General features: G+C 49.9%; 17 protein-coding genes and 2 pseudogenes. 1 reads left to right on the forward strand and 18 read right to left on the reverse strand.

The annotated features are described in order from the left end of the window. Positions 1-182: 182 nt before the first annotated feature. Positions 183-1,349: a radical SAM protein gene (locus tag FCL47_RS06410; protein ID WP_205747240.1), complete on the reverse strand. Its 1,167-nt coding sequence runs from the start codon at positions 1,347-1,349 to the stop codon at positions 183-185. 418 nt (positions 1,350-1,767) lie between these two features. Here FCL47_RS06410 and FCL47_RS06415 point away from each other — a divergent pair, with 418 nt between their 5' ends. Further along, on the forward strand, positions 1,768-2,571 hold the full coding sequence (locus FCL47_RS06415; RefSeq protein WP_167496394.1) for a carbon-nitrogen hydrolase family protein: 804 nt from the start codon (positions 1,768-1,770) through the stop codon (positions 2,569-2,571). 137 nt (positions 2,572-2,708) lie between these two features. On the opposite strand, the gene FCL47_RS06420 is transcribed toward FCL47_RS06415, so the two are convergent. The 17 genes and pseudogenes from FCL47_RS06420 to FCL47_RS06490 all read right to left on the reverse strand — a co-directional run bounded on the left by FCL47_RS06420 (position 2,709) and on the right by FCL47_RS06490 (position 21,843). Further along, complete coding sequence (locus FCL47_RS06420; protein WP_136812667.1) at positions 2,709-3,230, reverse strand: universal stress protein; 522 nt, start codon at positions 3,228-3,230, stop codon at positions 2,709-2,711. Between the two features lie 190 nt (positions 3,231-3,420). Then, positions 3,421-3,657 (reverse strand): hypothetical protein, encoded by a 237-nt coding sequence (locus FCL47_RS06425; protein WP_136812668.1) that lies wholly within the window; start codon positions 3,655-3,657, stop codon positions 3,421-3,423. A gap of 138 nt (positions 3,658-3,795) precedes the next feature. Beyond that, positions 3,796-6,939 (reverse strand): NAD-glutamate dehydrogenase domain-containing protein, encoded by a 3,144-nt coding sequence (locus FCL47_RS06430; protein WP_136812669.1) that lies wholly within the window; start codon positions 6,937-6,939, stop codon positions 3,796-3,798. A 167-nt stretch (positions 6,940-7,106) separates the two neighbouring features. Continuing rightward, positions 7,107-8,876 carry an aldehyde ferredoxin oxidoreductase family protein gene (locus FCL47_RS06435; protein ID WP_136812670.1) on the reverse strand — a complete coding sequence of 590 codons (1,770 nt, stop codon included), beginning with the start codon at positions 8,874-8,876 and terminating at the stop codon, positions 7,107-7,109. 276 nt (positions 8,877-9,152) lie between these two features. Then, entirely contained in the window at positions 9,153-10,460 is a 1,308-nt protein-coding gene (gene gabT / locus FCL47_RS06440) for a 4-aminobutyrate--2-oxoglutarate transaminase (protein ID WP_136812671.1), read from the reverse strand. A 463-nt stretch (positions 10,461-10,923) separates the two neighbouring features. Beyond that, entirely contained in the window at positions 10,924-11,193 is a 270-nt protein-coding gene (locus tag FCL47_RS06445; protein ID WP_136812672.1) for a TIGR04076 family protein, read from the reverse strand. A 72-nt stretch (positions 11,194-11,265) separates the two neighbouring features. Further along, positions 11,266-12,315 (reverse strand): sigma-54 interaction domain-containing protein, encoded by a 1,050-nt coding sequence (locus tag FCL47_RS25575; RefSeq protein ID WP_370459543.1) that lies wholly within the window; start codon positions 12,313-12,315, stop codon positions 11,266-11,268. Beyond that, a pseudogene (locus FCL47_RS25580) lies at positions 12,301-12,705 on the reverse strand (PAS domain-containing protein); the annotation flags it as partial. The pseudogene FCL47_RS25580 and the gene FCL47_RS25575, both read right to left, overlap by 15 nt. A 30-nt stretch (positions 12,706-12,735) precedes the next feature. Continuing rightward, positions 12,736-13,011: pseudogene (locus FCL47_RS25585) on the reverse strand (PAS domain-containing protein); the annotation flags it as partial. 282 nt (positions 13,012-13,293) lie between these two features. Continuing rightward, positions 13,294-14,616, reverse strand: coding sequence for a TRAP transporter large permease subunit (locus FCL47_RS06455; protein WP_136812674.1), 1,323 nt, complete (start codon positions 14,614-14,616; stop codon positions 13,294-13,296). After that, positions 14,613-15,122, reverse strand: coding sequence for a TRAP transporter small permease subunit (locus FCL47_RS06460; protein ID WP_136812675.1), 510 nt, complete (start codon positions 15,120-15,122; stop codon positions 14,613-14,615). Before FCL47_RS06460 ends, FCL47_RS06455 begins: the two co-directional genes overlap by 4 nt. Positions 15,123-15,188: 66 nt before the next feature. Beyond that, the gene (locus FCL47_RS06465; protein ID WP_136812676.1) at positions 15,189-16,247 is read right to left on the reverse strand and encodes a TRAP transporter substrate-binding protein; all 1,059 of its coding nucleotides are present in this window, start codon (positions 16,245-16,247) and stop codon (positions 15,189-15,191) included. 195 nt (positions 16,248-16,442) lie between these two features. Beyond that, entirely contained in the window at positions 16,443-17,360 is a 918-nt protein-coding gene (locus FCL47_RS06470; protein ID WP_136812677.1) for an electron transfer flavoprotein subunit alpha/FixB family protein, read from the reverse strand. A gap of 10 nt (positions 17,361-17,370) precedes the next feature. After that, entirely contained in the window at positions 17,371-18,141 is a 771-nt protein-coding gene (locus tag FCL47_RS06475) for an electron transfer flavoprotein subunit beta/FixA family protein (protein WP_136812678.1), read from the reverse strand. Between the two features lie 103 nt (positions 18,142-18,244). Then, positions 18,245-18,691, reverse strand: a complete 447-nt coding sequence (locus FCL47_RS06480; RefSeq protein ID WP_136812679.1) for a PaaI family thioesterase — start codon at positions 18,689-18,691, stop codon at positions 18,245-18,247. Between the two features lie 166 nt (positions 18,692-18,857). Next, positions 18,858-20,615, reverse strand: coding sequence for a carboxyl transferase domain-containing protein (locus FCL47_RS06485; protein ID WP_136812680.1), 1,758 nt, complete (start codon positions 20,613-20,615; stop codon positions 18,858-18,860). Positions 20,616-20,685: 70 nt separating this feature from the next. After that, a complete protein-coding gene (locus tag FCL47_RS06490; protein WP_136812681.1) occupies positions 20,686-21,843 on the reverse strand; it encodes an acyl-CoA dehydrogenase family protein in 1,158 nt (385 codons plus the stop codon). Positions 21,844-21,898: the final 55 nt, after the last annotated feature.

The following is a 21,898-nucleotide window of genomic DNA, read 5'->3' on the forward strand; positions in this document are numbered from 1 at the left end:
TCGAGTATTTTTCTGCATTTTTTCAATAAGATAAACATATAAAAACTTCAAGTTCAGGATGGTTAAGTAAAAAGCTTGATATACGAGGCGTAGGTTTTTGGCTGGTTTCCGACTATACGAGTAGTATGTCGGGAACCAGCCAAAAACCTACAACGAAGGAGATCAGGCTTTTTAATTAACCATCAGATAAAACGTTTCATCAGTTGGTCAATTGCCTCATCGACATTGTCCGGACGAATACCGGCCCGGGCGCAGGCATCTTCGACCTGGTGTCGTTTCGATGCCGACTGCAGATCTTCCAGGCTTTTGAACAGCCCTATCCTGCGGCCCACCTGGTAATACATCTGCTCGGTTGGGTCCAGCTCCAGAAACTGCGTAATAATACCAACCATCTTTTCCTTATCCTGCGGGTATTGCCCTTCCAGGTTCTCGAACAGATTAAGAATATGATCGCTTTTAATGGTGCTGGTAATCCCGGTCAATGCCTCGAAAAAGACCAGCAGCTCCCGCGCTGTTTCCACATCGCCTAATTTTTGAAAATCCCCACTGCTATAGTCATCATACAGCTCGACATGATTGGGGATGGCCAGGGTCCGCAGCCGGATGAAATCCGGATTGATCTGATTCAGCGCATCGGCGCTTTCCAGAGCATGCTCCATTGAAAGATCCCTGCCGCCGAGACCGGGCATAATATATTCGGACAGCTCCATTCCCGCCTGTTTTATCTTTTGGCCGGCTTTAATATGCGTCGTTTTATCCACCCCTTTTTTTATCCGGGCAAGCACCTTATCCGAGCCCGTCTCCATGCCGATATGGATGCGCGACAGCCCTGCAGCCGCCATCCGCTGCAGATCCTGATCGCTGATTCTGGCGACGGTATGGGAGCGGGCATAGGAGGTAATCCGCTTTATCCAGGGAAAACAATGCTGCAGGTGGTGCAGGATGGCAAGAAGCTGCTCCGGCTTGATGATCAGACTGTTGGCATCCTGAAGAAATATCGACTCCATCCCGGCCCTGGCCCAGTTCAGCGCAGCGTTCAGTGCAGCGTGATCGCCTTTTCCGTCAAGCAGGCGAAGTCGATCAACATCGGCCTGGGCGACCTTGCCTTTTCTGGCAACACATGCTCTTATTTCAAGGACATAACGATGCACCCGATCAATATCTTCCAGAACATGGTCTACGGGACGCAGGGAAAATGCACTGCCTTTATACACCGGGCAGAAGGTACACCGGTTCCAGGGGCAATTTCGGGTGATGCGGATAAGCAGGCTGCCGGCCTCACTGGGCGGACGAATCGGGCCCTGTTCAAATCCCCGGTAATCATTATCCATTTTGACTGATGCGTGCATGCTCGCTCCCTTCTTATGCCTTGCAAAACCAGATGTCACTATAAGGCGTAATTTGCCGAAAAACAACAAAGGGCGCATCAATCATACAAGATCGATGCGCCCTTTGCGGTTGCGGAAACTGCGCCTGGGCCTGTTGCCTATATATTCATGGTGCGCTGCGGAACGGCCTGACTGCGGAGTGGCACATCCATTGCCTGGGCGCAGGGTAGCCATCCCGCTGAGGCAAGGATAACTGGCGGTGGAGACATTTCCCCCCCGCCGCCATCGTCATGATGACAACACTTCTTATTCTGTCTATACTGAATGCACGGCAACTCGACCGTCTCAGTTCGGGTTTATGATGACAGGCAAGATATGTGCGGCAGACATATCCCCTTCCATGGCAAGGCAGCACACAGCGAGATCGAGGAGTACTACAATGACCACTCAACTTACCGTCAGTCTGGCTCAGACCAGCGTCACCCGGGACCCGCAGGAAAATCTCCGAACTGCCCGGAGATTCATCCAGCAGGCCGTTGCGCGCGAAACCGACCTGATCGTCTTCCCTGAAATGTTTATGGCCTTGCCGCAGAAAGGGATCTCTTTGACGGCGGTTGCCGAACCGATCGACGGCCCATTTGTCAGCGCCCTGTCGGCAATGGCTGCAGAACATCGCGTCGCGATAATTTGCGGTATCTGGCAAACAGTCCAGGGTGATGCGCAACGGGCCGCCAACGTTGTCATAGCGATTGCCCCGGATGGCGCGCTATTGGCTCGTTACAATAAGGTCCACCTGTTCGATGCCCTGAGTATTCGCGAATCTGACCTCATGCTGGGAGGTGATACCCCCCCGCCGGTATTCACTCTCAAAGGAATAGTCCTGGGGATTGCTATCTGCTACGACCTTCGGTTTCCTGAGTTATTCCGAAATCTTGCGCTCCGAGGGGCGGAAGCGGTGCTTGTTCCCTCGGCCTGGTACGCCGGAACGATGAAGGAAGAGCACTGGCTGACCCTGTTGCAGGCGCGGGCCATTGAGAACACTATGTATGTCTGCGGCGCGAACCTTTGCGGTCCCGCGTTTGCGGCGAGAACCACAATCTTCGACCCCTTCGGCGTCATGCTTGCCGGGTCAGGAGAAGGGGAAGCCCTGGTCACCTCTCAGATCTTACACGCCCGCATCAGAGAAGTTCGGGAAAAGCTACCTTCTCTCAGCCATATACGCCTGAACGTGTTCAATGACTGAGCAAACAACAGACGCAGCCGCCGGGTAATTTTCCCAAGCGACAGCTCCAGCGCTGGCGCTCTTGAGGATTTCTACCGCGAAAAGGTTTTACCGACAACACGTTATCAAAACCGCACAGCCCTGACTATTGAATCAGCTCAGGACAATCCTGATGGAACGACTGTTACTGGAATTTTGCTCTTTTTCAACACACCTTTAACGGTACCGCCGAGAGAGGTGTTGGCAAACACGTTTTTATGGCCACCAAGCACAATCAAATCACATTCATTTTTCTCGGCATTTTTCAGGATATCTTCTATAAGTTCACCATCGCTGATTATAATTTCCCGGGATTTGAAATCACCGGAATCATCGCCAATCCCTGCCTGTTGGCAGAAATTACGAACCGCCTCCCTGACATGACTGTCAGTAGATTGCTTGCCGAGAAGTGATCTATGTGCCGTCATCTGGTGGGATTCAATCAGGCTTTTCCATTGATGCGTACCAATCAGACCCCGCAATTTTCCACTCACAAGACGATCAGGTAATTTTTCAATTACATACAACATATAGATAGTGGCCTTAAAACAGGTAGCTATGGCAATCGTAAAGTCCAGTGCCTGCTGGCAATTTGGTGTTAAATCTGTGGCAAACAAAATAGACCGGATTGGTTTTAACATAATTTTTCATCTCTTGTTATCATGAATACACAGCACCTCGGCAAGATCCCTGTTGGTTTCTAAGGGGGCATTTAAAAACGGCTATCCATAAACAGCCAGATTCCCCATTACCAGAAAGAGACTCGGAAGTAACCATCCTGCTGATTGATCAACACAACAGTCCAGAAGCACTCCAGTTCAACACTGAATTTTATGCATCCAGCCTATTGAGGCCCAGTCTGGTTATGATAGAATATTCTGCGTCCATATTACTTTCTATCACCCCCATGTCGTGCATGATTTTGAGTAGCTGCTTGGTTTCTGGAACCGTCAACTGCAACTCGTTGGCAATCTGCACGGAATCAACAAGGTCAGGCTGAACCTTTGTTGCAACATTCTCAGCTAATAACTCCAACACTTTTTTGATTTGATTTGCTCTGTACATCATTTACTCCCGTGGTTGTCTTTTTTCCGATCCAGGTGCTGTTGATTCAGAAAGATATTGCCTATGTCATAAAAAGAGATCTTTTTCATCAAAGCTCACTATGGATAAACCTGATGAGCAAGATATCCGGGGGATTTATGTCTATTCCTTTTGCAGTGCCTTGTAGAGTGGCCCGGGAAATTCCTTTTCCAGTTCCTTCAGGTACCTCTCCCAGTTTTTACCGAACCGATAAAACGCCATGGAGGCGAGTTTCTTGGTCACAATCGCATCACGATATGCCTGCAAATCAGGCGTGTTAAAAATAGCCATAATCCTTTCCCGACCAAGTTTACTGATGAGCACCGACGGCACGTAATGGGTCATTACCAGCCAGACGAGATCTTCATCTGCCAGTATCTTGTCTAACCGCCCCACCAGGACATCCTGCAAGGCAAATATCTGTTCGCTGGTTCTCGCGGAGAGGTCGAAAAGTGGAATCTTGGCATCTGCAGCATGGATTTGCAGCAGCAGATCTGTTTCCAGGCGGGAATAGCGCTCGACCAGGTGGATGATATCTTTTATCAGCGCCCATCTCGTTTTTGTGTCATTGAGCAGTTCTTCTTCATAGGTATCCTGAAACAGAAAGCCAGTGAGAACCTCCGCGATGGAACTGCTGAAAACCCCGCCCTTATTGGCCGTGGAGTCTTTTATCTGCTTAATGTCGGTTGCTGTGGCGATATAGCGTCTTGCCACATCGTCAAAAAAGACATTTGCACCTTCAACGACAAACTTAAGCTCTTGGAAAATATCAACAAATTGCTTTACGTTGCGCTGATTGACAGTGTCCTTATACCCGCCGCACGGGATAAATGCCTGAATATTGGCCTGGCTGATATACTTTCTGTTTTTAACATTGGTTATAAAGGTTCGGTGGAAAAGCGCCCCATCCTCGATAAATGTGCCGTCCGGAAGGCGGATATTTTTGGCCGCCAGCGGAACCATAAATCCTTCTGCACTCAATTTTTCCAGCGGGAAGCTGGTAGAATTGGCCCGTGGCGATGAGTTTCTCATAAAGGCGATTTTCATCAACTCTTTTTTGTCGATACCCAGAGGATCAAAAAGTACCGATCCCCCATCGATCACAAGACAGATATTGCCTTTGTAACACTGTATTTCATTTGCGCCGAGATCACCGTCAGGCCCCCCCGTAATCATCAGGTTGAGCTCCTCTTCCCTGCAGTTATAATGCGAGATAAGTGTGCGAAACGAGCTCATTATACAGGTGGTTGTCATCCCGCTTAATTCTATTCGTCCGCCAATTCTGTCGTAGATTGCATCCATGCTGTTGGTAAGGATGACCGACGCCCCATCAATCTGCAGGTCGACCCCTGCCTCACCCTCGTCGTAGAGACCAAAGAGTTCGCCAGTATCCAGAAGGCCGAAGGTGTCATGGGGGATACCAAAACTTTTCCCGGTGGTGAGCGTTCGCCAGTGGGGATATCCGCGTTCTCTGGCGCGCAGGGCAACAGCATCCATCAGTGGTGCAGTTCCCTCATCCGGTCCAAAGAAAATGAGCTCGGGCCTGCCGTAATAATCGATAATAGAATCGTCGAGCAGCATGAGATCCATGATACCTTCGGTGTAATCATACAAAGATTCCATGCCATAACGGGCATACTGCGGATGCGGAACAACCACACCTTTGGAACCGCTCTCGCAGATGTCTTTATGTTTCAGACGCTGCGCTTTCGGCCCGAGGGCATAATTGAGCAGGACGGCGTTATCCAGCTCGGTTTCATGATTGGACGGCGAGATGCGCAGGAGCCGCAATCCTCCCCTGGAGATGTCTTCGGCCCGCATATGTGTGCCACAGGCGTAATGGCCGTTCACAAAAAAGATACCGTGTATAAACTGGCTGAACACCAGTGGATCGAGAATGGCATTGTCAAAACGAAAGGCGAACGAACGTTTTTCATCCTTGTAAAAGTTCGTCTTCAGGGTACTGGTGACGATCTTGAACATGAATGTAAATATGTCGTAGCCCAGATTGAAGTCGATGAACCGTGAAGAGATAATTTTATCGAATTCCTGCCATTTCTCTTCAATTTTTTCCGGGCTTATCCTGGACGAGGACCTCGGGTCATACTTCCGGGCAAAAATTTCATAGAGAAACTTGATGAGATCCGCATTACCTGCCACCGTACTTTCAATCAGCGAACTCCCGTATGTTGACTTATTGGAACTTTGCAGTCGCTTGGCGAAAGCGTCCCGGTGGTCTTTGCTCGTCAGGCTCCCGAGTATGTCACGGTCCGTCGCATTTTCACTTTCTTTAAAAATAAACATGTGGGTGAAATCGATGGCATTGCCGGCAAAGAGCATTTCTTTAAAGGTAATGCTTCCTTGTAAATAAAGATCTTTTGCACCGTTTATGGCAAATGCCAGAACTGATCGGAGATCGGCAAGCAATGCAGCTTCTTTGTCCCGGGACAGCTCTCCCTGGAGATACAGTGTACATACCGAAGAAGGAACGGAAGACGTAACCAGATACGGCTCCCAATAGGCCCGCAAGAGCGTCAGATCATGGTCTGCGAGCAGTTTTCGCAACAAAGGCAGCTGAGGTCTCTCAAAATCGCTGTTGAACATCAACCGTGTCTCTCCGGTCTCCGGCAGGTTGAAGACCTCAATGAGCGGTGAAACGGATTTTTCATGGTTTGCCAGGAATCTTTCGTATCTTTTCCTGGTCGGCTCCGGCATTTCTTCAAAATCGCCCGCCAGGGCAAAGAGAAATTTCGACCCGGTAAACTGCGTTGTGGCGAAATCGGTCACGGTTTCAGGACGGATAAGATAGGTATAGTATTTACTCTCCGGGCTGTAATAATAATCCCGCCGATGTCCGGTAATAAGCTCCTCCAGCACCGACTCCATATTGTCTCGGGTGTTTTCAGTGGCTATCCTGACCCGTTCCCGCGGCTTATTGTTTCCCTGCGCAAGATCGAAATCGATATGGGCAACCCGGCCAAAAAGAACAACTTTGCCATCGACCAGCTTAATGCTTGTGGCAATGGACTCAAGGAGATTGATCAATGAGTCTTTCTGGATATGCTGGAAAAAATAGAGGGGAAGGCCGAGATCCTGCAACAGAATTCCCGCAGCCATATTGATACAGTTGGCGGTGATGAGTCCCTTTGAGGACAGATCAATAACTGCTTCATATAGCATGCGCGGAGCCAGACCGACATTTTGCGCTTTATTGATGATATCGGCTCCGCGGGTGATGGCTTCCGGGATGCTTACAGGCTTGTTCATAGTACCCTCCTTTGGAGTACAGACCAGATCATTATTGTGGCAAACGCGATCCTAAGAAACCATACAGCGAAGGTTCCACATCGGCACAGAACCCTATCCCGGCTTTGTTCACGTATACCGGGATGCAATCTGCAGGTGTTATTCACAGCCACCGGCAGAGAGCGTTCTCACCCTTTGCCGGGAATTCCAGCCTCGCTCCAACCTCTCAATCGATAATAATCCTGAAGCATATATTCCATTTCGTCTTCCGAAAGAGATTTCCCCGAAGGCAGAGCCTCTTTGGTAAGACGTCTGGGCAATCGGTCGTCCTGAACCTGGAGCCCTTCCTGCAGGTTAAACACCCGGGTCATGTTGATTATGTTTTTCGCAACTCGCAGCAGATCTTCCCTGTCGCTTGATTGTCCTGTCACACGCGACAGAATCGTTTCAAGCTCCTCCCATGTATACATGTCCCGGTAAAAACGGCACAGTACCAGGGTGTCGAAAATATTCAGCCTATCTTCATAATCTATGAGCATTTCAGCTTTGTTTTCGATCTGCTCCGGTGGGATGAGGCCGGAAAGTTCCGGTTTGTAAAAGGTTGTTCGCAAATGGCATGCACCTCTTGGCGAGGTACCAAAGGTAAGCCCCATTCCTTTCAGGGTACGCGGGTCGTAACCGGCCGGTTCGAGTCCTTTTACATGGACGGCAATATCCTCTAAATCCCAGAGCTGCGAGGCGAAGATGATACCGTTGGCAAGAACTTCTCCGATACCTTCACGGGCCGACATCATTTGCACAAGGGTCGCGATCTGGTCGGCGTTGCCATACTCAATGTCAAAGTCAATCCTGCCTCTGGCTTTCGCCTCAATTGCCAGGCCACAAAGATTACCAGCAGTAATCGTGTCCATGCCCAATCGGTCGCAAAGGTCATTGAGATGGGCAATTTCGGCCATATCGTCAACCATGCAGAGACCACCGAACGAGTAAATAGTTTCATACTCTGGCCCTTCAATCTTCAAGCCTGTGTGCCGTCCTTTTTTGATCGTTGCCATACGCCCACAGGCCATGAAGCACTTTGCGCAGGCGTGCGGCTGCACATCGTGTTCCTTATGGAACCGCTCACCGCTGATCTGCTCCGAGTGTTCACAGGAGCCCTGGCTCCAGTACTTGGCGGGAAAGGCGCCAACAGAATTCATCAGGGTCACCATCATCGTGGTGCCCATGGCCTTATATCCCTTTACTCCAGGGAGCTGGCTGTTTTTGCTGGCAAATTCCCGGGCATACTGAGCAACACCATCTGGGTCGAAATATTCCCGTTTTCTATCCCCTTGAAAAACAATGGCCTTGACGAGTTTTGCGCCCATCACCGCGCCCGCTCCTGTCCTGCCGGCACAGCGCCACTTATCATTGGCGATCAGGGCGAATTTCACCAGATTTTCCCCGGCAGGCCCGATAGACACGGCGCCCGGTTTTCGATAGCCTTCGCTGTTCGGGGCAAAGCGCGCAACGGCCTGCTCTTCAGCAGTAATGGAGTCAGTTCCCCACAAATCACCGGCATCGTGGAACTCGACACCTTCAGGGGTGATGCTCAGCACGGTAGGCGACTCGGACCTGCCGCTTAAAATGATTGCATCAAAGCCGGCAGAGTCTATGGCTTCAGGAACCTTTCCGCCGGAATAGGACTCGGCATAAAAACCGGTGAGCGGGGATTTGGTGTAGACACCATAACGGCTCCCGCCCCACAGACGCCCGCCACAGAATGAACCCGTTGCGAAAATAAGATGATTGTCCGGCGATAGAGGGTCGACGCCCGGCTTATTGCGTTCCAGGAGCAGCCGGGTGGCCAATCCCTTACCGCCGAAGCATTCCGTCAGCACCTCATCCGCAATTGGTTCTATGGTCGCAATCCTGGTGCTGAGATTGATCGTCAAAATCCGATTATAGTATCCAAACATCTATTACCTCGCTGATCATAAGTAATACAAAGCTAGATGAATAACTGAACAGTCAGTTATTTTTCACAGCCCTGTTAATTTTCGGGGGAACGGTTCCGCTCCCTGCTTTCTGCAGATAAACGGGAAGTTGATGGCAGACTGCGATCGAACGCCTCCTCCCACCCAAAAATTTTTCGTGAAGTGCAGACAAGAATTCCCCTGGATTCTGCCGGACTTGCGAAATCCGCATGCCGACAGACTCCAGGGTACATCCCACGCCCTGCAACGAAGAGGGGATTAACTGATTGCAGTCAGCCCATTATCTACAATTTCCATCCCCTTGGTCAGTTGCTCCTCACTAATCACCAGAGGCATTAATAACCGGATAACATTGCCATACGTACCACAGGCTAAAATGATAAGATTTCTGTCTAGACAGAACTCTACAAGCTGCTTTGCCTTATCAGGCGCAGGTGTCTTTGCCTCCCGGTCAGAAACGAGTTCCATAGCAATCATGGGACCGAGACCTCGAACGTCGCCGACAAGTGCGTGTTTCTCCTGAAATGCCTTTAAAGTGGAGTGAAGTTTTTCGCCCAGGACCTTTGCCCTGGCAAGCAGGTTTTCTGATTCAAATATATCAAAAACAGCCAAAGCTGCTTCACAGGCAATCGGGTTAGCACTATAGGTTCCGCCAATTCCGCCGGGGTGTACGGAATCCATTATCTCTTTTTTGCCTACGACTGCACTGATCGGCATGCCGGCACCGAGACTCTTGGCAACGGTCGTGATATCGGCTTCAACGCCATAATATTCCATGGCGAACATATACCCGGTCCTGCCCATCCCAGACTGAATTTCATCAGCGATCATAAGAATGGAGTTTTTCTCGCAGAGAGTTTTCAGCTTTTGAAAGTACTCCTTGGGAGGAGCGATAAACCCGCCTTCACCCTGAACCGGTTCAACGATGATTGCTGCTGTCTGTGCGGCACCAACATAGTTGATCAGGAAATCCTCCAGATGGTCTGCACAGGCAATATTGCAACTGGGGTGCTCTTTGCCGAAGGGGCAGCGGTAACAGTTGGCGTAGGGCATACGGTAAACTTCCGGAGCAAATGGGCCAAAGCCGTGTTTATATGGCTTGATCTTGGAGGTAAGAGACATGCCCATCAAGGTGCGGCCATGAAAAGCACTGTCAAAGGCAATGATCGCCGTTTTCTGAGTGTAATACCTGGCAATTTTTATTGCATTTTCAACAGCTTCAACGCCGCTATTCACAAACATGACGGATTTTTTGGAATCCCCGGGGACTGCGTCACACAATTTTTCAGCAAGCGCAACCGGCGATTCATAGGGGGCAACCATAAAACAGGTATGGGTAAATTTTTCCGCCTGATCCTTAATCGCCTGAACAACCTTCGGGTGGGAGTGACCTACGTTCATCACCGCAATACCGCCGGCAAAATCGATATATTCGTTGCCCTCTACATCGGTAATAACGGCCCCTTTAGCGTGGGCAACGTACTTGCTTGTGGAGCTGCCGAAACCTTTGGCGATGACAGTATTGCGACGCTCCTGGAGAGCTGCATTGGTTTTTGTATTGGCCATTTTCTACCCCTTGTTTTGATTTTTATCTGACGGCTCATATGCTTGAAACGGTAATAGCAAAAAAGATACCAAACCGCAGAACATAGATAAAACCGCCATAACATAACAGGAAGAGAGGCACACAGGGCCAAAATCACAGCCAGAATCGATGCCGAAATGCATCAAAAACCTATATCATACTGTTTTTACTTATTTTTATATCAATGCACAATTGCATCAAAGAAACCGACAGATACGCCGGCTCGCAAAGCGACAGGAGATTATACTATTTGTTTCAAATAATTAGAGCGAATCAGATGTATTTTCATGAAGGAACCTAGACTTCCTGTCAGATGCCCCGATGTCAATTTCGCGGGGTTCGGTTCCAACAGCAGCGGAAATTGATGCGTTATCGCATCGGTGTTCTCTTGTCGTGGTATTATATGGCTGTGCCGCAGCCGCACCACCAGGGGTGGCTCATCGGTTAAACCGGCCGGATACTGAACTCCACTAATTTTTCGGGACACCAGACCCTATAACATCCCTGATCAAATTCCAGATTTTTCGATTCAACACCAAACCGGGCCGTCATGATCCAGGGATAGATCGCCAGAAGCGCAGTCACACATATGGTATCCGATTTATCTTTGTCAACCATAGGCCCCTTCAGATAAAGACAGTCCCCTTTTTTCATGAGATGGCACTCGCATTGAGTTACTTCGATCTTAACCTCTTTATCCGGTTCAAGATGCATGGTGCAGCTCCAGTTAGATTTTAAATGTTTCACCCCTGGATGCGGTCGCCATAAGACGCTACACCCGATTGTTTACAGGCCATGCTTTTGCAATTTTCTTACCACAGTTGATTGGCAGATATTGAGATAGAGAGACATCTGTCGGGTTGTCTCACAGTGCTGTTTCGCCTTGACAAGAAGTTGTTTTTCAACTTCACGAAGGGTTTCGGACAAATCTATGGGCTTTGACGATGCCGGCATATCGAGGACAGGAAGGAACGGACTGCTTTTTTTTTCAATGTTTGCAAAGTAGCTATCCAACGATGCGTCCTCGCTGAGGACAACTCCATTTTCTATTAAACTTTTTAACTCGCGGACGTTACCGGGAAAGGAATAATTTTGCAGTTGTGCGACAACCTTGGAACTGATGTGGGTCGATCTGTTATATTTTTTATTATATTTTTCCAGATAAAAGCGGACCAGCCGCGGAATATCGTCCCTGCGGTCACACAAGGACGGGATTTCCAAGGTAAAACTACTGAGACGGTAATACAAATCTTCTCTGAACAGGCTGTTTTGCACACGATCCCGCAAATCCCGGTTAGTCGCCGAAATAGTGGCACATTCAACATTTATAGATTTTGTTCCCCCGAGACGCCTGAATTGCTTATCATCGAGATATTTGAGCAGCTTTGTCTGCAGGTTTATGGGCATGTCACCGATCTCATCAAGAAACAGGGTTCCTCCCTGGGCCAATTCAATCAAACCAACCTTACCTATTTCCGCGGCCCCGGTAAAAGCACCCTTTTCAAAACCAAATAATTCCGCTTCCAGAAGATTTTCCGGAATTGCTGCGCAGTTAATTTCGACAAAAGGATCTTCTCGCCTGTTGCTGTTTTTGTGGATAAATTTTGCCAACAACCCCTTTCCGGTTCCCGACGCCCCCAGAATCAAAATATTAGAGGCACCAATATGGGCAAGCTTCAAAGACTTCTGGATAATTTGTTTCATTGGGATGCTGTCGGCAATAATGGTGTTATTTTCGAGTTCTCTTAATGTCCGCTCCGACAATTCCTCTTTAAATTTTTCAGTAATCTTCTGACTTTGCGCGTATTTTTTGCGCAAATTTTCAAGCTCCGTCATGTCTCTCTCATTGACAACGATGAGCGCAATACGGCCATTTTCGTCCCGCGCAGGGGTTCCTGTGCACAACAGAACCCTGTTGGTCTTTTTAATGTGTTGAACGATAGTTTCCTGCCTGCCGCTGGCGATAACTTTGGTGGTCACCAGCTGATCAAAGCTCTTCTTATCGAGAAGCTCAGAAACATTTTTACCGATGACATCTTTTGCCTTGATGCCATTGAGTTTTTCCGACGCACTGTTAATCGTGACGACAAAGCCCTTTGCATCGCAGACCCATATACCATCGGAGGAAGCTGCGATAATAGCTTCAAGCTGACGGTTCAATTCCCGATAGGAATCAGATTTTCTGGCAGAGGCCTCGAAGGTATCCGAGGCGCGAAAATTGAGGATTGCCCCGACTATTACCTGGTCGCGCAATACTGGATTGACATTGACAACCAATTGCCCCTGAACCACCTCGATCAATTGATTCATGAGAGGTTTGCCACTCTCTAAACACTCCGTTATGCAGGCGTGAAAAAAAGGCAGAACCTCTGCAATGCTCTTACCAATCAGGTCACTTGCAACAATCCCCAGTTTTTTTTCACTCTGCCGGTTGATATGGCTGATAATCCCCTGACAGTCGGTCACAACAATTCCACTGCTGAAAGAAGCAACAATCTCTTGGTCACTGATTGCTTTAATCAAGGTAGTCACCTACTCTTTATCGAAAGACACTTATAAAGAAAAACTTGATTACCACTAAAGTTCAGCTTGGAAGGTCAAGAGGGTTATGAGGTGCCCTTTGCATGGGTGTTCCGCAGCCCGGATGGCTGCGGTCAAGCTCCCAGGGATGGGTTTATGGCGTCCCGGGCAAAGGGCACCTCATAACCCCATATAGCTGAGGTATAGTGGCAATCACAAAGAAAAAAGTACCTACAAAAAAGGCTATGAAGAATTTTCACCTTTCTCACATCATAATCATGAACCGGGTAGTTTTTACATACCGACAACAGCAGGAAGCCACAGAACTATTTCGGGAAAAATCATTATGAGGACCAGACACAGCGCCTGGAGACCGATAAAAGGCCAAACAGATTTATATATATCTCCCATTGAAACTCCCGGGGGCACCACACCTTTCATATAGAACAGGACAAAACCAAAGGGCGGCGTGAGATACGCCATTTGCATATTGACGATAAAAAGAATGCCGAACCAGAGAGGGTTAAATCCGAGCAGGGTTATCAACGGAACATACACAGGAACCGTGATCATAATGATGGGAAGATCATCCATCACCATTCCCAGCAGAAAGAAGCTGATCTGCATGGCAATGAGCACGGACCAGCGGTTCATCCCGATGGAATCTATAAGATCTTTTAACAGCAGGGGGAGTCCCAGCGTATTGACTACAGCAGAAAAAGCAAGAGATCCGACGATAATCCACAGCACCATACTGGTCAGAAAAGTAGCATTTTCGGCGGCAGTGGAGACAAGCCCCATGCATTCCTTCAGAGATCTTTTTCGAAGCAGAACGATCGCCATTGCCACCACAGCTCCGACGGCAGCAGCCTCGGTCGGTGTGGCGAGTCCTGAAAAAATAGTCCCCATGATGGAAAAGATGAGCAGAAACGGCATAAAAAGGTTTTTAATTGATGCCCATTTTTGTACCCAGCTGGCCCTTTCCTCCACCGGAATTGGCGGGGCAAGTCGAGGATTTATCAGGCTTCTTATCAGAATATAGGCAATGAACAGAAACGCCAGTAAGAATCCCGGGATAATACCGGCTAAAAACATTTTCCCGATAGAAAGGTTGGAGAGAGATGCATAGACAATCATGGTCACACTGGGTGGAATTAAAAAGCCCAGGGCACCGCCTCCGGAAATACAGCCAATGGCAAGGGAGGTTTTGTAGCCTCTTTTCAACATGGCCGGCAGGGCAATGAGACCCATAGTAACCGTTGCAGCACCCACAATACCGACCATGGCCGCAAATATGACGCAGATCAAAACGGTTCCGATGGCAAGTCCACCGGGAACCGGCCCAAGCCACATGTAAATCATTTCAAAAATTTCATCGGCAATGCCTGATCTTTCCAACAGGCAACCGATAAAAATAAACAGGGGGATGGCCAAAAGAATGATACTGGTCATGCTTTGAAAGATGGACGGTGGCAGCATCTGCAAAAATCTCGGTCCATTTATCAGGTACAGAGTAATGATTCCCACACTGCCCAGGGTAATGGCAACCGGTGTCCGCAGCACGAAAAGAACAACGACTGCCGCAAACATGAGTAATACGATTATACCGGGATTCATTGCGCGCTCCCTTTTTTAAATTCCAGAACAGTTTTGCCAAAATCCGCGAAAATTTGAAGAATGAAAAACACGCAGCCAATCGGGAGCATCGCTTTGACAGGCCACAATATCGGCCCAAAGAGAGTATGAGAATGCTGGCCGGTTGCAAAAGCATGCCAGGCAAATTTATATCCTTGCCAGAAGAGAACAATGAACATAAGCATGGAGACGATGGAGACGATGATATCAGCTGTGTATTTTACTTTTCTCGGGAAATACTGGTAGATAATATCCACGGCAACATGCCCTTTTTCCAGCAGGACCCAACCACCGGTAAGGGCAACATAGGCGGCAAACAGATATCCGCACAGTTCGTGTGCCCAGATGGTCGGTTTTTCAAAGAAATACCGCGCAATGACTTCATAGACCATCAGAACCATGAAGACAAAGAGCAGATTGCAGCATATTTTGCCGACCATCTTGTTTAATTTTTCTATAAAAAGAATTACTTTTTCGATGGATTGCATATTTAATCCTAGTAGTTACCCCCTTTGGACATCATTTGGCATGATATCCAAAGGAGATATGATGGGTTAATTCAGATTATATCCCAAACTTTTTAGATCCTTTTTAACAAGGGCAATATATTCGGCAGACAATTTGTCTTTCGTAAATTCTTCGTCCCACATCTTAATTGATGTCTTGGTCCATCGATCCATGACATCTTTGGGAAGCTCTATGAACTGGGTACCAGCGGCTGCCAATTTTGCCATAACCTCTTTATTTTCCTCGTCAAATGCCTTGACTACATTCGCCGAAGAATCCCGGAGGGCTTTTTTGAGGACGAGCTGCAGATCTTCTGGCAGTTCATTTACCCTGTCCAGGTTCGCAATCACTTCACAGTTCTGGGCTCCCGAGATATACGGAACGGTCTGAAATTTTGCCACCTCATAGGTGGTGCCAAGATAGCTTTCGGCATGATTTCCGCTGATCTCCGCATCAATTGTGCCACGGGAAAGGGCCACATATATTTCAGAGAATGGAATGAAGACTGTGGGAATATCCATTTTCTGCAATACCTTTGCAATGGAGCCCGACGCCCTTACTTTTAATTTTTTCAAGTCATCCCAAGTAGTAATTGGTTCTTTGGAGACAATGGTATACCCGTCCATGACAAGGGGCGCACCGAAAAACACATTTTGCGTGGCATAGGCACTTCTGAGGAAAGTCAAGACCTCATCTTTATAGATGAAATTCATAATTTCCTTCACTCCTCTCGGATCTCCCGGTAATGCGAAAGCCGTGGCCGCTACCGGCAGGATACCACCGTGATATGTGCTGCAGGTGGTCCCCATATCAATGGACCCCATCCCAACGGATTCAAAAATTTCAGGTCCATTTATCAGGGCGCCGGAGGGAAGAATTTGAATAGTAATCCGACCGTTGCTTTGATTTTTGACATCGACTGCCAATTGATTCATGGCAGTCGTGATGGGATGATTCAGAGAAAACATGTTTTGCATCGTAAACTTATAGGTCTTTTCCGCATGGGCTGTTGACACAAAAGACTTGCCAAAACCTGTTACCAGCATCACTGACACTACAACTGCCATTACCAACTTTAATGAAAAGGTTTTCCTGGTTGTTAACATCTCGTTCTCCCTTGTTAAATGTGGTTTCATTTATGATGATAAGCAGTTGCGTTCTGCGGCAGGTTTTACAACGAACCGCGAGCCTGTCTTATCTCTTTCAGCCTTCTTCCCATGAATTAAATTTCACCTTCTCTTGTGCAATTTTTTGTCGCCATTTTGTATTGCGCTGTACCCTGCAGAAAGAAAACATTTCCTTTACAAAGCCTTTATTTTCTCAGTCAATATAGGGACAAACTGTTTCAGATCAGCGACGACAAGAACATCGGCGACCTCACCTATGGGGGCATCCTTATCGGTATTGATCGCGACCACAAATTCGGATTTCTTCATCCCGGCAAGATGCTGGATCGCCCCAGATATGCCGCAGGCAACATAAAGTTTTGGCGACACTGTCTGTCCTGTGGTCCCGACCTGGCGATTATGCTCGGCCCATTCTGCGTCGACCACCGGACGGCTGGCCCCGTATTCACCTTTCAAAGCCTTGGCCAGGCTGGCAATTATCGCGATATTCTCCGGCTTACCAATACCCCGGCCAGCACTGACGATGACTGATGCCTTGGTCAAGTCCACACCGCCCATCTCGGCCTGTTCATAGCCGCAGAACTCAACCTTGCCGGTAGCCGTCGTGCTGATCTTCTCGATAACAGGTACCCCCGTGGATTCCTCGGAGAGCCCGAAGGCCCCAGCCTGCAGAGTCAGGATGGCGACGGGTGTCTTTGATGCAACCTTCCTGCGTAATTTCGAGTTGCAGACCGGTGCGACAGGCACACCGTCCACCACATCCACCACCTCGGAGACCTGGGAGGCCTTCAAGGCGAAAGCCAGACGCGGCGCCAGGTCCCAGCCGTAGGATGAATGGCTGAAAACAACCATGTCCGGCTTGACCTTGGCAATCGTGTCCAGCAGCAGCTGTTTGTGCACGTCCGGGTTATATTCCCCACAGTTTTTCACATCAGCAAGATACAGCGGCCCCTGGAACTTTGGCAGGTCCGTCTCACTGCCGACCAGGAACATTGCGGCGTCGGAGCCGACTTTCTGGGCAAATGCCATAAGATCATTTACGCTGCCCTGCAGTTTACCTTCTCTATATTCTGCAACAAGTAGTGTCTTCATTGAATGCCCCTTAAGCCAGAACGGCGGTTTTTTCTTTCAGAATGTTAATCAATTTGTCGGCCACATCTCCTGCTTCCCCCTCCAGGACGAGACCGCCGCCCTTCTTCTCCGGGAAAAACAACGATGTCGTTTCCTGATGGGCAGAAACATTCAACAGCTCAGCGACCGGAATGGAGAGGAGCTCTTTCTTTTTTGCCTTCATAATATTAGGCAGGGTCGGATAACGGGGGGTATTCAGCCCAAGTTGACAGGTCACAAGTGCCGGGACCGGCGCTTTGATAACAGCCTTCAGCCCACCTTCCAGTTCTCGTTTTACGGTAATTGTATTATTGTCAAAGACAAAACTGACAATGGTGGTGACGCTGGGAATTCCAAGCATCTCGGCGATAATCACGCCTACCTGCCCGCTTCCCCGGTCCTGGGACTGCATGCCGGTGAAGATCAGGTCAAAAGATTTGGTTTTGGCAAACTCGGCGATAACAGCGGCAATAGAAAAAGAATCCTTCTTGAAAAACTCGTCATCGGCCACATGGACACCACGGTCGCAGCCCATGGCCAGTGCCTTCTTCATCGTCTCCTTCACCCGCTCAGGACCAATGCAGAGCACAGTCAGGTCGCCGCCGGTTTTCTCCTTCAACTGAACTGCCTGCTCGACGGCATATTCATCATATTCGTTCATCCGCCAGGCCAGATCACCACTGTCATACCAGCTGCCTGCCCCGTTGATCTTGAATTTCGATTCCATGTCCGGAACTTGTTTAATACAAACCAGTATATTCATTGTCTTCCTTCGGTATTATTTGTTTATAATTGCCTGTTTATCCATGTGCTTCAAGTCAGCCAGGAACAGATTAGCGTCGCTCGCCACCATTCTTTTTTCCTGCTTATTTCTCAGGGATCTGGACCATCACCGCGGACCCTTCAGCACACAGCTTACCGCCAGCTGACAGTGTCAGGTCGACAAGCACCTTGCGGCCCTTGATCTCGGTGACCTTCCCCCGGATTTCCAGTTCGGTGTTTATCGGCGTCGGCGCACGAAAATCGACCTTCAGCGAAGCGGTCACAAAGCGCCCCAGCGGTTTGTTCTCCGCTCGGGCCTTGGCAGCCGAGGCAGTCGCTGCCCCATGGCAGTCAAGCAGGGAAGCAATCATCCCACCGTAGAGAAAGCCCGGGAACCCACCGGAATATTTAGAATCCGGAGTAAAATGACAGACGGTATCATCGCCATCCCAGTAACTCTTTATCTGCAAACCACCCTCGTTGAGTCTGCCGCAACCATAACAATTGGCAAATTCATCAGGATATTGATCTTGAAAAGCAATTTCTGTCATCTCGCTGTCCTCTCCGATAGTTGTTTATCTGCCCTCAACCATGGCCTCAAGACACGCAGGCAAACCCTGCAATGATATTTTTTTCGTGCCCTCGACTGCCATCATGATTTAAAAATCTCGTGTTACCTCAGGTCGGCAACATCCACTGTCCCCTGGCTCGAACACTCTAACCCTTGATAATTCGCGGGAGGAGCATCTGATGAACGGGGGTGATGGATCGCGGGTTCTGATAGTTCGCCCCGACAAAGGCCTGGATGTACCTGCGCAGGGCCGGCAGCTCGACGATTTCATCGACGAGTCCTTTCATCGCACAATACGCCGGCCGGGATTTATCCTGGTAATCCTTGATCATCTGGTTCATCTTGTCGAGCACCGGGCCAAGATCATTACCGGCGGCTTCCTCCTTGACCAGTCGCCGTGCATAGGACGCAGCAGCAGCGGTCTCGCCGTGCATGACATAGATCTCAGTCATCGGCGTACCAAGGGTGAAGGCATTGTTGTTGTTGGCCTGGGGCCCGCACATGATATAATGAGCGGCGGCAGAACCTTTGCGCAGGACAATGCACATCATGGACAGCTCCGTCTGCTCAATCGAATAGACCAGCGACTGGCCGAGCGCGAGCAGTTCGGCCTCTTCGGCCAAATCACCAACATCGATCCCGGTGGTATCCTGGAGCCAGATGATGGGCAGGTTGTCGCGTCCGCAGAGGGTGACGAATTCGGCCTGCTTGATCAGCCCCTCTCGGTAATGTTTACCGCCTACGGCGAAGTAGCTGTCGCCCGCATATTTCGGATAGTCGGGGAAAAAGCCCTGATTGTTGCCAATGAAGGCAACCGGGAATCCGTCGACCTTCGCTATCCCGGCAAAGACCTCAGGGCCGTAATCGGAGCGATACTCCATAAACTCACTGTTATCAGTGAGGCGAGCCAGGATCTGGGCCGCACTGTATTGGCGCTTCTGATTGACCGGCAGAAGATAGTTCAGGTCTTCCGCGGGAAACTTCGGTGCCGCCGGCGCCGCTACCTGGAACATGGCAGGGTCGTAGGCGGGCATCATCCGCATGTAGTCCTTGATGCCATCCAGCACCCCCTGCTCAGATTCATGGACTTCCCGGAAGTAGGCGGTCTTGTCGAAATGGGTCTCGACCCGGCCGGGACTTTTGGATTTGAAATTCTTCGTCGCCTCGATCAGGGCTTTTGCGGCTTCGACATCGAAATGTCCTTTCGGGTTCATGCCGCCGACAATCCCCGCCCCGCCCACCGCGATATTGGCACCTTCGTGGGCCAGCAGTATGGTTGGGCTGATGCCCTGGTACCCGCCACCGGCCGGATTCGTGCCGTAGATGGCATTGAGAATCGGCACCCCAAGGTGATTGAGATCGGCGTGGCGGAAAAACGGCGTTCCGCTGGAACGTCGACCGGCATAGACCGTTTCCTGTTCCATCAACTTCACCCCGCTGCAGTTGGTCAACCAGACCAGGGGGACGTTGAGCCGTTTGGCCATATCCGTCACCATGAGTATATTCTCGGCCTGGCCGGATATCCAGGCACCGGCCATGACCTTGTTGTCAAAGCCGATGATCACCGCCCATTTACCGGATATCTTGCCGATGCCGTTGACAACCCCGGTGCATCCTTCCTCATTGTCCTGCGGATTGTAGAGGGTATGCAGAGCAGACCAGGTACCCGGATCAACCAGATACTCCAGGCGGTCATAGACGGTCATCCCGCCGCGGTCATGGATTTTCCGGGCGGGGATACCGGCGTTCCTGACCCGCTCCACTTCCTGGGCAATGATTTGTTCCTGCTCCCGGACCAGCTCTACGTTCTCCTTTCCGCGTTCTATATCCGCATCAGTGAGCGCAGCACCAATATCAGCCATTTTCGCAAAATATGGTCGTAATGGTGTTTGTTTGCGTGACATAACTGTCTCCTTTCTCCCTGCTAATTAACAACTCTATGCCTGGTGGTCGATCGTGGCGCCCCTGGCCTGCTCAGCGGTTTTCGACATCGCCCAGCGCGATTCCGGCGATAATGGTTTTCTGAATATTGCTGGTTCCCTCGACCACACGAAGAGACTGGGCATCGCGCAGAAAACGTTCAGCCGGGAACTCGGTCGAAAAGCCGTAGCTGCCGAAAATTTTCATTGTTTCGCTGGCGGCGTGGACGGCGGCCTCAGAGGCGAACAGCTTGGCAATCGAGGTCTGGTGCTGATTGGGCAGCCCCTGATCCTTCAACCAGGCGGCTTGATAGACCAGCAGTTTGGCCGCTTCATGCTCGGCAACCATATCGGCGATCTGCGCCTGGACCATCTGGTAGGAGCCGATTTTTTTCCCGAACTGGGTACGCTCGTTGGCATAATTAATGGCAGCTTCGATGGCGCCGCCGCCGATACCGAGGGCGCCGGCAGCACAGCTGACCCTGGTGTTGTTGAGCTGCCACATGCAGATCTTGAACCCCTGACCAACCTCGCCCAGCACCGAATCCTTCGGAATCCTCGCCTGGGTGAAGGCAATCTCACCGGTCGGCGAGCAGTGCAATCCCAGCTTGGTCTCGATCGGGGCGGTGACAATCCCCTCATTATCCTTCAAATTGACGATAAAGCAGGTCATGCCCTTGTATTTCTTGCTCCTGTCGGTAAAGGCGTACACCAGACCCCAATCGCCGACATGGGCGTTGGAGATCCACATTTTCTGCCCGTTCAATTCCCAATGGTCGCCGCGGTCCGTCGCCGTCGTGCCCATGCCGGCCACATCCGAGCCGGAGTTTGGTTCGGTAATGGCAAAAAAACCGAAGGAATCGGCCTTGACCCAGGCCGGGATAAAACGCTCTTTCTGTTCCCTGGTGCCGAATCTGTTCACGGTCACCGAGGGACCGATGTTCTGCATGTTGAGCGGCACCCGCCAGGAACCGCTTACCTTCGCCAGCTGCTCAGCCAGGAGAACCGACTCAAAAAATCCGCAGCCATTGCCGCCGTATTCTTCCGGGATGGCGCAACCGAAGAAACCAAGATCCCCCATCTTCCTGACGAGCTCCGGCCGAAATCTGTGCTCTCGCTCATCTTCTTTAAGGGTGGGCAGGATTTCTTTCTGGGCAAAATCTCTGGCCATATCCTGCATCATCTTCTGTTCGTCAGTTAACTTGAATTGCATTGCTATCTCCTCGTTCTATTGATTTCTTTGATTACGACCAATCTTCAGCTACATG

This window comes from Desulfopila sp. IMCC35006 (assembly GCF_005116645.1).
Taxonomy (GTDB): Bacteria; Desulfobacterota; Desulfobulbia; order Desulfobulbales; family Desulfocapsaceae; genus Desulforhopalus_A.